Origin of the sequence: Ilumatobacter coccineus YM16-304, assembly GCF_000348785.1 — a bacterium.
Classification (GTDB): Bacteria; Actinomycetota; Acidimicrobiia; order Acidimicrobiales; family Ilumatobacteraceae; genus Ilumatobacter_A; species Ilumatobacter_A coccineus.
Window position 1 is genome coordinate 3,463,290 of record NC_020520.1, and the last position, 12,094, is coordinate 3,475,383.

The 12,094-nt window shown below is 67.5% G+C and carries 9 protein-coding genes; 4 read left to right on the top strand and 5 right to left on the bottom strand.

Going from position 1 to position 12,094, the window contains the following annotated elements; genetic code table 11:
• Nucleotides 1-5: 5 nt before the first annotated feature.
• Both YM304_RS22785 and YM304_RS15570 read right to left on the bottom strand, forming a co-directional pair.
• A complete protein-coding gene (locus tag YM304_RS22785; RefSeq protein WP_015442663.1) occupies nucleotides 6-623 on the bottom strand; it encodes a hypothetical protein in 618 nt (205 codons plus the stop codon).
• Between the two features lie 87 nt (nucleotides 624-710).
• Complete coding sequence (locus YM304_RS15570; RefSeq protein WP_015442664.1) at nucleotides 711-1,253, bottom strand: VOC family protein; 543 nt, start codon at nucleotides 1,251-1,253, stop codon at nucleotides 711-713.
• 172 nt (nucleotides 1,254-1,425) lie between these two features.
• On the opposite strand from YM304_RS15570, the gene YM304_RS15575 reads away from it, so the two are divergent.
• Complete coding sequence (locus tag YM304_RS15575) at nucleotides 1,426-3,924, top strand: DEAD/DEAH box helicase (protein WP_051071597.1); 2,499 nt, start codon at nucleotides 1,426-1,428, stop codon at nucleotides 3,922-3,924.
• 63 nt (nucleotides 3,925-3,987) lie between these two features.
• Here the strand turns inward: YM304_RS15575 and YM304_RS22790 are convergent, their stop codons facing one another.
• Entirely contained in the window at nucleotides 3,988-4,983 is a 996-nt protein-coding gene (locus tag YM304_RS22790; RefSeq protein WP_015442666.1) for a lysophospholipid acyltransferase family protein, read from the bottom strand.
• A complete protein-coding gene (locus YM304_RS15585) occupies nucleotides 4,980-6,428 on the bottom strand; it encodes a class I adenylate-forming enzyme family protein (RefSeq protein WP_015442667.1) in 1,449 nt (482 codons plus the stop codon). The genes YM304_RS22790 and YM304_RS15585 overlap by 4 nt, the downstream gene beginning before the upstream one ends.
• Nucleotides 6,429-6,585: 157 nt before the next feature.
• On the opposite strand from YM304_RS15585, the gene YM304_RS15590 reads away from it, so the two are divergent.
• Together YM304_RS15590 and YM304_RS15595 are read left to right on the top strand one after the other, a co-directional pair.
• Complete coding sequence (locus YM304_RS15590; protein WP_015442668.1) at nucleotides 6,586-8,034, top strand: HAD-IB family hydrolase; 1,449 nt, start codon at nucleotides 6,586-6,588, stop codon at nucleotides 8,032-8,034.
• Between the two features lie 59 nt (nucleotides 8,035-8,093).
• Nucleotides 8,094-9,629 carry a wax ester/triacylglycerol synthase domain-containing protein gene (locus YM304_RS15595; RefSeq protein WP_162142086.1) on the top strand — a complete coding sequence of 512 codons (1,536 nt, stop codon included), beginning with the start codon at nucleotides 8,094-8,096 and terminating at the stop codon, nucleotides 9,627-9,629.
• A 74-nt stretch (nucleotides 9,630-9,703) separates the two neighbouring features.
• On the opposite strand, the gene YM304_RS15600 is transcribed toward YM304_RS15595, so the two are convergent.
• A complete protein-coding gene (locus YM304_RS15600; protein WP_015442670.1) occupies nucleotides 9,704-10,636 on the bottom strand; it encodes an alpha/beta fold hydrolase in 933 nt (310 codons plus the stop codon).
• A 218-nt stretch (nucleotides 10,637-10,854) separates the two neighbouring features.
• Between YM304_RS15600 and YM304_RS22795 the strand changes: the two genes are divergently transcribed.
• Nucleotides 10,855-12,090 carry a M23 family metallopeptidase gene (locus YM304_RS22795; RefSeq protein WP_015442671.1) on the top strand — a complete coding sequence of 412 codons (1,236 nt, stop codon included), beginning with the start codon at nucleotides 10,855-10,857 and terminating at the stop codon, nucleotides 12,088-12,090.
• The last annotated feature ends 4 nt before the right edge of the window (nucleotides 12,091-12,094 follow it).

Consider the following 12,094-nt stretch of genomic DNA (forward strand, 5'->3'; position numbering starts at 1 on the left):
GCTCGTCAACCGGTGGGTGCGAGCAGCCGCTCCATGGCGAAACGAAGTGCCGCCGTGGTCTCGGTGAGGTCGCGATTGCAGCGCCCGGCGAGCGTGTTGATCGTGCGCATCCGGACGAGCACGGCGAGCGCTGACTCCGCCGACGCCCGGACCGACTCGTCGAGCGCGTCGAGTTCGGGACCGAACGCGGTGAGCACCGCCGAGTCGAGTCGAAGCATCGCCGCTTCGACCACGTTCTCGGGGAGGTGCCCGAGCAACGGCGCGACCTCGAACCACATGAGCACGCGTTCACGGCTCACCCGGTCGAGCTTGACGTCGATGTCCTGATGAGGATTGATCTGTGACGGCTCGGGGACACGCTGGATCTCTTCTTCGAGGCGCGTCGTGACCGCGTCACGCACCGCCTCTTCGAGCACGCCGTAGTAGCGGTACACGCTCCGACTGGCGACCCCGGCACGCCTGGCGACGATCGGGATGCTCAGGTGCGCTCGCTCGGCGAGGAGTTCGACGATCGCGCCGCGCACTGCGGCCATGTTGCGACTTCGTCGGAGGACTCGGCCGTCGGTCTCGGAGCCAGACTCCCGCTGAGGGCCCTCTGCCTTGTCGATCACGGTGTTCTCCATTGCGGTTCCATTCAGCCATCCGTCGCTCACGTTGTCAATACGTCGGCACATTCCCGACCGAACTTGAACGCTTTCCGTGGTCGGATGTCACCGAGTGGCGTCGACGGCGGTCCTCGGAGTGTGGCTGACGTCGTCGGGTCCGAGCTCCCGTGTCCACGCCGCCATCTCGAGCGAGATGCCGTCGGGATCGGTGAAGTAGATCGAGCGAACATACACGTCGTCTGTCACTTCGCGCGAAATGCCCCATTCGCTGTTGTCGTGGTTCGCCACCTCGGTGCAGTCGACGCCTGCGGCGCGCAGCACCTCGACGTAGTCGTCGATCTTGTCGGCCGGCACGCCGAACGCGACGTGGTTCATCGAGCCGTGCGCCGTCGTGATCGGCCCCTGATCGGGGCGGTGCGCAGGCGCCGACACGCCCGGCACGGCTGGTGGCGCGTCGGGGAACCAGAAGAACGCGAGCGAGTCGCCGTTGCCGCAGTCGAAGAAGAAGTGCTGACCCGCTCCCCCACCGAGTTCGATCGTCTTGACGAGCGGCATGCCGAGCACCCCCTCGTAGAACTCGACCGTTCGCGCCATGTCGCTCGACACCAGCGCGAGGTGATTGATTCCTGTGAACTCGAACTTCCCCATCGCGCCAGTCTTCCACCGTCACACTCCGGCCGAGACCATCGGCACGACCATCGGGCGTCCACCGGCGCGACCGCACGGCCCGCGGGTCGATACGGTCGGGGTCGTGACCGAGCCTGCGCTCATACGGCATCTTCCGCCTACACCCGACGACGACGCCCTGCTCACGGCGTTCATGTCGTACGCCGACGAGATGGGCATCGAGCTGTACCCGGCGCAGGAGGAAGCGATCTTCGAGTTCCTCGTCGGCAATCACGTCATCGTCAACACCCCCACCGGTTCCGGCAAGTCGCTGGTGGCGACCGCCGCACACTTCGCGTCACTCGCGGCCGACCGACGCAGCGTCTACACCGCGCCGATCAAAGCGCTGGTGAGCGAGAAGTTCTTCGCGCTGTGCCGAGAGTTCGGCTCCGAACACGTCGGGATGATCACCGGCGACGCGTCGGTCAACCCCGACGCACCCATCATCTGCTGCACCGCCGAGATCCTCGCCAACTGGGCGCTGCGCGACGGGGCCGACACCCCGATCGACGTCGTCGTCGTCGACGAGTTCCACTACTACGGCGACCCGCAGCGAGGCTGGGCGTGGCAGGTCCCGCTGCTCACGCTGCCGCACGTCCAGTTCGTGCTCATGTCGGCCACGTTGGGCAACGTGCAGTTCTTCCAGCGCGACCTCACCGCTCGAACGGGTCGCGAGACCTCGGTCGTCAAGACGGCCACCCGGCCCGTGCCCCTCGACTTCGAGTACCGCACCTCCACCCTGCACCACTCGGTCGAGCAACTCCTCGAGGCCGGACGCGTCCCGATCTACATCGTCCACTTCACGCAGAAGGACGCGACCGAGGCAGCGCAGGGCTACCTCGCGCTCGACCCGCTGACCAAGGCCGAGAAGGTGCTGGTGCGCGAAGCGATCGGCGGATTCCGGTTCGACTCCCCCATCGGCAAGGACCTCAAGCGATTCCTCACGGCAGGTGTCGGCGTCCACCACGCCGGGTTGCTTCCCAAGTACCGACTCCTCGTCGAGAAGCTGGCGCAGTCGGGGCTGCTCAAGATCATCTGCGGAACCGACACGCTCGGCGTCGGCGTCAACGTGCCCATCCGCACGGTGCTGTTCACGCAGCTGTGCAAGTACGACGGCACGTCGGTGCGCGTGCTGAGCAACCGTGACTTCGCGCAGATCGCCGGACGAGCCGGCCGCAAGGGATTCGACACCGAAGGCCACGTGTTGGTCCAAGCGCCCGAACACGTGGTGGAGAACCTGCGCGCCGACCAGAAAGCAGCGACGAGCAACTCGAAGAAGAAGCCGGTCAAGAAGAAGGCGCCCGAGCGCAACTACGCCCACTGGGACCAGAACGTGTTCGAGAAGTTGCGTGACGGCGAGCCCGAGGCGCTGCGATCGCACTTCCAGGTCAACCACCAGATGATCATGAGCATGCTCGATCGCCCCGTGGTGGTCGAGGCCGACGGCACCGAGGTCGACGGTTGCCTGGCGATCCGCCGGCTGCTCACCGACAACCACGAGACCCGCAAGCGTCAGCGCGGGCACATCCGACGGGCCATCTCGATCTACCGATCGCTGGTCGACGCGGACATCCTCGAGTTTCTCGACGAGCCCGATTCCCACGGTCGTCGCGTGCGCGTCAACTTCGATCTGCAAGACGAGTTCGCCCTGCATCAGCCGTTGTCGCTGTGGGCACTCGAGGCGCTCGACCAACTCGACCCGCCGACCGAGCCCGGCGACGCCGAACAGCACGCGCTCGACGCACTGACGATCATCGAAGCCGTGCAGGAGAACCCTGGCGTCGTGATCGCCGCGCAGGTCAACCATGCCAAGTCCGAGCTGATGGCGGAGATGAAGGCGTCGGGAGTCGAGTACGAGGAACGGATGGAGCGGCTCGAACACGCCGACGCCCCCAAGCCGAACAAGGAGTGGCTGTACGAGAGCTTCAACATGTTCCGCACCCGCCACCCGTGGGTCGGCGGCGACACCGTCAAGCCGAAGTCGGTGGCGCGCGAACTGTTCGAGCGGTCGATGACCTTCGGCGAGTACGTGCAGCACTACGGCCTCAAACGGTCGGAGGGAGTGCTGCTCCGATACCTGTCAGACGTCTACAAAGGGCTTCGCCAGAACGTCCCGGAGGCGGCGCGGACCACGGAGATCGACGACATCACCGCCTGGCTCGGTGCGCTGGTGCGCCAGGTCGACTCCAGCCTCATCGACGAGTGGGAGCGACTGGTCAACCCGTCCGACGACGAGACGGTCGAGGCCGTCCGCTCCGACCGGGAGGTCACGATCGTCGACGACCACCGAGCGTTCCGGGTGATGGTGCGCAATCAGATCTTCGAGTGGATGCAGCGCCTCGCCGCCAACGCCGGGCGCTCGTCGCTCGCACCGCTGGTCGAGCAGCCGGTCGACGACGAACGCTGGACGTCGGTCGACGACGTCGCCGAGGCCATCGCGCCGTACTGGGACGAGTTCGACGAGATGCTGCTCGGCGCCGGCGCGCGGAGCCCCGAACGCTTCCAGCTCGATCGAGACACCTGGGCGGTCACCCAGATCATCCACGACCCCGACGAGACCAACGAGTGGCGTATCGACGCCCAGGTCGACGTGGAAGCGTCGATCGAACAAGGACGGGCCGTGCTCCGACTCGTCGACATCCGTCGAGCCTGATAGCGCTGGGCTCATTTCCCTCGTAGCCCTCGGTCCAGGCCCGAGGGAAGCACGGGTGCGAGTTCAGGTGGTCGAGACCGGAGACCTGCGTCCGGGCGGCACCGGGATCGGCCCCGACGGATCGCCCGCTCCGACCGGCACCGACGAGCGCGCCGACGGGGGCCGGAGGATCGGGCGGGCCGGCGGCGTCGGGATCATCGACGGACTGTCACCGACGATGCTCGGTCGCTTCGGCGCCACCTGGGTGTGCTCGGACGTCGGCGTTTCGAGCCCGATCACGTCGGGCTTTCGCTCGGGCAACGCGATCTTCGGCCTGGTCGGCGGCGTCGGGGCATCGACGCCGACCGAGTCGGGCGTGTCGTCTTTACTCGCGTACACGTCGACGTAGCGCTGGCCGCTGAGCTGCGAGATCTCGAACATCACGGCGTCGGTGAAGCTGCGCAGCGTGCGCGGATCGTCGGGGTCGCCGTACTCGTGCGCCCACATCGGTGCGCCGAACCGAACCGTGACCGTCTTGCGCGGCTTCATCGTGAACTGATCGGGCGGTTGCACCTCGAGCGTCCCCTCGTGCCCGACCGGAACGACCGGCGCGTCGCAGCGAATGGCGAGGCGAGCAGCGCCCGTGCGACCCTTGTGCAGGTTGCCACTGCGCGACCGGGTGCCTTCGGGGTAGATCATGAACAGGTGCCCGCCGTCGAGCACCTGCGCCGCCGTGTCGAGCGCCGCCTGGGCCGCGTCGCCACCCGACCGGTCGACCGGGATCATGCCCATCGCCGGAAACAGATGCTTGGTCTTCCAGTCGTCCATGTACTCGCCTTTGCCGATCGCCCACACGCGACGAGGCAATGCAGCAGGAACGAACACGGAGTCGCAGAACGACAGGTGGTTGGGCGTGATGATGGCCGGACCCTCGAGGGGCACGTGCTGGCGACCTTCGACGCGGAAATCCCACAGTCGATGCGTGGTCCGGCGAACCGCACCGAAGCCGTACTTGCTCAGGCGGTCGGAACCCGGCAGTTCCGGAGCCTCCTCGAAGTGGAACTCCGGTGCCTTGCTCACGACCGCAGCTCCCGCCGTATGGCCTTGCCGGTCGCAGCGATCGGCAAGACGTCGAGGAAGTGGTACTGCGTCGGGCGTTTGTATCGACTGAGATGCTCGGCGACGAATGCTTCGAGCGAACTCTGCGTCGCCGACCCGGTGACGTGGGCGACCACGCATTCGCCCGTGTCGGGGTCGTCCGACCCGGTGACGATGGCCCCCGTCACCTCGGGGTGCTTCATCAGCACGTTCTCGACCTCGGCCGGGTAGACGTTGAAGCCCGACACGATGACGACGTCCTTGATCCGGTCGACGAGATACAGGTAGCCGTCTTCGTCGAAGATGCCGACGTCGCCCGTCCACAACCACCCGTCGGCGGTGAGCACGGAGTCGGTCGTGTCTTGATCGTCGAGGTAGCCCAGGAACACGCCGGGGCTCCGCACCACGACCTCGCCTTCGTCGCCGACGTCGACGGGCCGACCCGACATGTCGACGAGTGCCACCGACACACCGTCGACGACCTTGCCCACCGATGACGGTCGCGTCGGGTGATCGCGGCCCATCGTGACGACCGGGGAGGTCTCGGTGAGCCCGTACCCCTGTTTGATCTCGAAGCCGAAACGATCGCGGACCTGCTCGAACACGCCGACCGGAAGCGCGGCAGCACCGGATGACGCGTGGCGCACCGTTGCCATGGAGTCGTCGGGACCGTCGGCCGCGAGCCAGCGCTGCCACATCGGCGGAGCACCCGACACGAGGGTGACGCCGTGTTCGCGGATCAGGCGGAGTCCTTCGGTCTCGTCGAACGAGCGCTGCAGCACCACGCACGCTCCGGCGCGCAGCGAGGTGAGCAGCACGACGTTGAGGCCGAAGATGTGCGCGAACGGGAGGACGCCGAGCATCACGTCGTCGGAGGTGACCGGGTCGTCGCCGGTGACGAGGAGGTTCTGCACCCAGTCGAGGTTGCCGTGCGACAGCATCGCGACCTTGGGTGAGCCCGACACACCGCTGGTCGCCATGTAGAACGCCCGATCGGAAGGATCGAGATCGACGACCGAGTGATCGGGTTCGACGTCGACCGACGCGGCGTCCAGCTCGACGAGGTCGATGACCTCGACGTCGAGGTCACCGGCGTACCCGGTGACACGCTGGCCGCCCTTGCCGGCGAGGATCAGTTTCGGTTTGCCGACGGCGATCTTCGCCACCATCTCCGACGACGTGCTCGACGGGTTGAGCGGCATCGGAATCGCGCCGATTCCGAGCAGGGCGATCGCCGACGTCGCGAAGTGGATCTCGTTGCCCGCCGCGACCACGACCACGTCGGAGCGGTCGACGCCGAGCGCCTTGAGCTGGGTGCGCAGCCGACCGACTCGCTCGCGAAACTCCCCGTAGGTGACCCGTTGATCACCTTCGATCAACGCCACTCGTGATGCGTCGTGCCGCTCGATCACCGTCGCCAGATTCATGCGTTCTCTCGCCTTCCGTCGTGCTGTTCGCTCAGTATGACACGCGACACACCACATTCTCCCGGCGACCTCACGACATGTTTGACGCGGCGCCTGCCGAGAAGGGCCACAATGGGGCGGGAACGGGCACTCGGCTCGCGCAGAGGGGAACCCAGACATGGCCGCAACCGCAGCAATCTTCGACCTCGACCGCACCTTGGTGGCCGAGTCGTCGACCACCGTGTTCATAAAACACATCGCCGAGGCCGGCATCAGCGACGGCACCGACATTCCGTTTCTCGACCCGCTCGTCGAGGTGACCCAGCGAGCGATCAAGACGATCTTCAACACCGTCGGCGAGTCGCGGTTGCTGATGCAACCGGCGAAGCTGGCGGTCCGCGCCGCTGCCGGTTGGTCGGTGGTCGACGTCGACGCGGCGAGTCGAGCCGCGGCGAAGGAGCTCGCCGACCACGTCCTGCCCTTCGCGAAGCTGATCATCGACGACCACCGAGCGGCCGGGCGGCTGCTCGTCCTCGCGTCGACGTCGCCGGTCGCGTTCACCGCGCCCCTGGCGGACGAACTCGGCTTCGACGCCGTGATCGGCACCAAGTGGGGCAGCGATGGTTCGGCGTACAACGGGATCCTCGACGGACCGTTCGTGTGGGGACCCGACAAGGCTGCTGCCGTCGAGCGATGGGCGGACGAGAACTCGGTCGATCTCTCCCGCAGCTACGCCTACAGCGACAGCTACTTCGATTCGCCGTTGCTCGATCTCGTCGGCCATCCCACCGCCGTCAACCCCGACGCCCGGCTCGCCGCGACCGCCGCGATCAAGGGCTGGCCGATCCGCCACTTCGACAAGAGCGACGGAGTCATCAAGGTCGCCGGTCGCGAGATCCAGGAATGGTCGCGGCCGCTGATGCGACCCGAACTCGTGGCCCCGTACGCCGACATCAGCTTCGAACACGTCGACAAGATCCCGTCCGACGGGCCGGCGATCGTGGTGTTCAACCACCGCTCGTACTTCGACCCCACTGTGATGGGGCTGCTGATGGCCAAGGCGGGCCGCAACGTGCGCGGCCTCGGCAAGAAGGAGGTGTTCGACGTGCCGATCATCGGCCGACTCATGCGCGGCATCGGCGGGGTGCGTGTCGAACGGGCATCGGGTTCCGACGAGCCGCTCCGGGCGGCTGCTCGCGCCCTCGACGGAGGGGAAGTCGTGATGCTCGCACCCGAGGGCACGATCCCCCGCGGGCCCGCATTCTTCGATCCCGCACTTCGCGGCCGCTGGGGCGCCGCGAAGCTCGCCGCCCAGACGGGCGCCCCCGTGATCCCCGTCGGCCTCTGGGGCACCGAGCACGTGTGGCCTCGCAGCGCCCGGCTCCCGAACCTCAATCCGCTCCGCCGACCCGAGGTGTCGGCCGTCGTCGGCGACCCGGTCGAACTGTCCCGCGACGACCCCGACGCCGACACGACGGCGATCATGCAGGCGATCGTCGATCTGCTGCCCGACGAGGCGCGCGAGCAGCGCACGCCGACCGTCGACGAACTGATGCGGACGTTCCCGCCCGGATATCGCGGCGACCCGAACGCCGAGACCACCCGGCGACCGGGCACCGACACATGAACCGCAGACAGGAGACCACGATGGCCCGACGAGAACGAGAATCCGAACTGTCACCACGGATGAGCGAGCACGAGGCGCTCATGTGGAACATCGAGAAGGACCCGTGGCTCAACCCCAGCGGCGCGTCGGTGATACTGCTCGACAAGCCGCTCGACACGGAGCGCTTCCGCCGTCAGATCCGTGCGGGGATCGCGAAGACGCCGCGTCTCTACCAGCGTGTCGTCCCCGGCTTCGCGCGTCTGTCGACCCCGGCCTGGGTCGCCGACGCCGAGTTCGACCTCGATGCCCACATCCGCGAGATCGTGCTCCCCGCCCCCGGCACGCAACGCCAACTGCTCGACCTCGCTGCACGCCTCTACGCCGAGCCACTCGACCGGACTCGACCGCTCTGGCGGTTCGTGATGATCAACGGACTCGAAGGCGGCGGCAGCGCGCTCTACACGATGATCCACCACTCGGTCAGCGACGGCATCGGCCAGCTCCGGATATCGGAGATCTACCAGCAGCTGACGCGCGACGAGGACGCGCCACCGCCCGTCGACCTCGACGGCATCATCGCCGAAGCGGTCGCCGCCGATCTCGGCAAGGAGTCGGGCGGTGACCTCGCCGAGAGTCCGCTGTCGGCCCTGCGCGACTCGACCAGCCATCTGGTCCGTCGTCAGATCGGGATCGGACGCCGGATCGCCGGCGAGCTCGCGTTGTGGCCGGCCGATCCGAGCCGCATCTCGAACCGAGTCGACACCTTGCTCGAGACGGTGAGTAGTGCGGTGGCACAGTTGCGACCCAGCGACGAGGAGCGAGCGAGCGGTTCGCCGCTTTGGAAGCACCGGTCGCGGCATCGCCACCTCGAGTGGGTACGCGTGCCCGTCGCCGATCTGAAAGCAGCGGCGGCAGTTGCCGGCGGCACGGTGAACGACGCGTTCATGGCCGGACTCGCCGAGGCCGCATCGCGGTATCACCTCGACCGCGGGGTCGAGATCGACCACGTGAACTCGAGCTTCGTCTTGAGTACCCGTCACGATTCGAAGGCCGGCGGCAACGCCTTCACGCCGGTGCCGGTGAAGCTCCCGGCCGGACCGATGTCGATACAAGAGCGCATGTCCACCATCACCGAGACCCTCGCCGAGGCGAAGCAGACCGCGAGCAGGACCGGCGGCATGACCGCCATCTCGGGCGTGGCGAACCTGCTTCCGATCTCGACCGTCACCCAGACGGCACGCGCCGCGGCGTCGCGAATCGACTTCTCGACGTCGAACCTGCGCGGCGCGCCCTTCGAGGTGTACTGCTCCGGGGCGAAGGTGCTGGCGACGATTCCGATGGGCCCGGTAGCCGGCACGGGAGCGAACATCACCGCGCTGTCGCTCGACGGTCAACTCGACATCGGCATCTTCATCGACCCGGCGGCGATCACCGAGCCCGAGGCCTTCCGTACGGCGATCGAAGCGTCGTTCGCCGACATGTTCGCGGCAGCGGTGCCCGCACCGCGACCGCGCAAGCAGCGTGCTGCCAAGAAGACCGCGACGAAGAAACGAGCGGCGAAGAAGGCCGCAACGAAGAAGACCGCGGCGAAGAAACGAGCTGCCACCAAGAAGTGATCGGCGAAGCAGCGTGCTGCCGAGCAGGCCGACGCAGCGACGACGTAGCGCTCAGCCGAGGTGACTCGGCCCGATCAGCGTTCGAGCAGATCGAACAACAGATGCGGATGCGTGAGCGCCACGTGATGGCCGGCGCCGTCGACGTCGACGATCGTCGCCCGGCGAGCGACGGCGGTGAGATGCGCTCGGTCCCCGATCGGATCGTCGGCGCCACGGAAGACGGTCACCGGCGTGTCGATCGCGAACAGCTCACGCCAGTCGGCGTCGAGCACCAGTTCGTGGAGCGAACCGTCGAAGGCTTCCCAGGTGTGCAGGCTCGCCCGTCTGCTCACGTCGGTCGGCCAGCGAGGTGAGGCCGCGGCCATCAGCCAGCCGGCGACGCGGCGGTGTTCACAGTTGAGCCGGCACAGGCGCCTCGACCACTCGTTGTCGGCGACGAGCAGCTTCGTCATGCCGCCCGCTTCGTCGGCGATCTGCTGCGCGGCGTCGGCCGACTCGTAGACGGGCGGCCCCCAGAGCACCACGCCGGTCGCCCGGTCGGGGTGCCGTTTCGCCCAGGCCAACGCGACCGCGGAGCCCATCGAGTGCGCTGCGATCAACACGCGCGATCGGCCGGCTCCGAGCGACTCGAGCACCCCGTCGATCGCGTCGACGTGCGCATCGAGGCCGAAGTCGGTGCGGAGTTCGTCGAGCGAGCGACCGAAGCCGAGCAGGTCGGGCATCACCAGTCGGTGGTCGATCGCTATGCCTTCGTAGATGTCGCCGAAGTAGTCGGCGGTGGCTCCCAGGCCGTGGAGCACGACGACGACTTCGGGGTCGTCGGGGTGGAGCCGATCGGACGGAGCGCCGCCCTCGAGCATGCCGAGTCCGCCGGTGACGCGACCGGGGAACGACGACGGGTTCCACACCTTCACCAGCGGTGAGCGGCGCTGCATTATCTCCCACACGATGAGTGCCGTGATCGCCACGGTGAGCAGCACGACGACGACGGTCAGGAACAGCTGCATCGTGCTCGACCCGCCCTCGTCGTCATGGGTTCGATCATCGTTTCGACCCTAACAGCGAAGTACCACATGAGGGTTTCACGATTTCGTAACAATATGCGATCGACCAGGTGACAACCGCACTTCCGAGTCTTCGCAGCGCCGCGATGGCACCTCGGCGACGGTCGTGACCGGCGGGATCGCCACCAATTCGTCATCAACGCGCACTAGCGTCCTGTCGAATGCCTGGCCGGAACCTCACCTCGTCGCGCGCCCTCACGTCGTCGAGCGCGTCGACCGTTCGCTCGGGACAGCCTCGGCTCGTCGCTGCGCTCGCGCTGTTGGTCGCCGTCACGCTCATCGGCACCACCGCCAACGCCGACCATGGTGACGCCGCTGCAGCGCAGGCCGCCCGTGAGATCCAAGCCGCTCGCGACGCTGCGAACGCCGCCGCACAGGCGCTGTTCGACGCCGAATCCGAGATCGACACGCTCACCATCGACATCGCCCAGGCCGAAGACGACCTCGCGGCCAAGGAGACGTTGCTCGGTGAGATGCAGGAGTCGCTCGAGTACGAGGCCGTCCGACGCTTCGTCGGTTCCGGCGCCGAGGACTTCCCGCTGATGATCGACATCAGTGGCGCCAACGACGAGCTGTACGTCGAGGTGCTCGCGTCCGTCTCGACCGAGACCGTCGTGGTCGATCTCGACGATCTCGACCTGGCGATCAAGGAGACGAACGAGGCTCGCGACGCGCTCGCCGCGCAGAAGGCGTCGGCCGAGGCCGCCAAGACGAACTACGTCGCGCTCGAAGAGGCCGCCGAGGCTCGCATCGTCGAACTCCAGGAGATCGAAGCGCAACGCCTCGTCGACGAAGCGGTCGAGCACGAGCTCGAACGGCAGCGCCGTGAACGGGCGGCCCGTGAGGCTGCCGAGGCGGCGGCCGCAGCCGAAGCCGCGGAGCGGCAGGCCGCAGCCGCGGCCTCGTCGAGCAGCGGCTCGTCGAGCTCGTCGGGCAGTGGTTCATCGAGTGGTTCGTCGGGCGGTGGCTCCTCGACCGGTGCGTCGCCGGCCCCCAGCCAACCCGTCGCACGCAACAACATGGTGTGCCCGATGCGCGGCTCCTACGCGTTCGCCGACACCTGGGGAGCAGCACGCTCCGGCGGGCGCAGCCACCAGGGCGTCGACATGATCTCGCCGACCGGCACGCCGATCATCGCCGTCGAGTCCGGCTCGGTTCGCTTCTCCCAGAACCGACTGGGCGGAAACGCCGCGTGGGTCACCGGCAACAGCGGCACGAAGTACTACTACGCCCACATGAGCAGCTACGAGGGGTCGAGTCGCAGCGTGTCACAAGGCGAAGTGATCGGCTACAACGGTCAGACCGGCAACGCCGGCACGCCGCACCTGCACTTCGAAGTGCACCCGGGCGGGGGCCGAGCGGTCAACCCGTACCCGTACGTCGCCGCCGTCTGCTGACCCC

Excerpts from the sequence above, each read along its gene's own strand:
- YM304_RS15570 (WP_015442664.1), bottom strand. The coding sequence starts at position 1,253 with ATGGGGAAGTTCGAGTTCACAGGAATCAATCACCTCGCGCTGGTGTCG.
- YM304_RS15585 (WP_015442667.1), bottom strand. The coding sequence starts at position 6,428 with ATGAATCTGGCGACGGTGATCGAGCGGCACGACGCATCACGAGTGGCG.
- YM304_RS15575 (WP_051071597.1), top strand. The coding sequence starts at position 1,426 with ATGTCGTACGCCGACGAGATGGGCATCGAGCTGTACCCGGCGCAGGAG.
- YM304_RS15600 (WP_015442670.1), bottom strand. The coding sequence starts at position 10,636 with ATGCAGCTGTTCCTGACCGTCGTCGTCGTGCTGCTCACCGTGGCGATC.
- YM304_RS22795 (WP_015442671.1), top strand. The coding sequence starts at position 10,855 with ATGCCTGGCCGGAACCTCACCTCGTCGCGCGCCCTCACGTCGTCGAGC.
- YM304_RS15590 (WP_015442668.1), top strand. The coding sequence starts at position 6,586 with ATGGCCGCAACCGCAGCAATCTTCGACCTCGACCGCACCTTGGTGGCC.
- YM304_RS22785 (WP_015442663.1), bottom strand. The coding sequence starts at position 623 with ATGGAGAACACCGTGATCGACAAGGCAGAGGGCCCTCAGCGGGAGTCT.
- YM304_RS15595 (WP_162142086.1), top strand. The coding sequence starts at position 8,094 with ATGAGCGAGCACGAGGCGCTCATGTGGAACATCGAGAAGGACCCGTGG.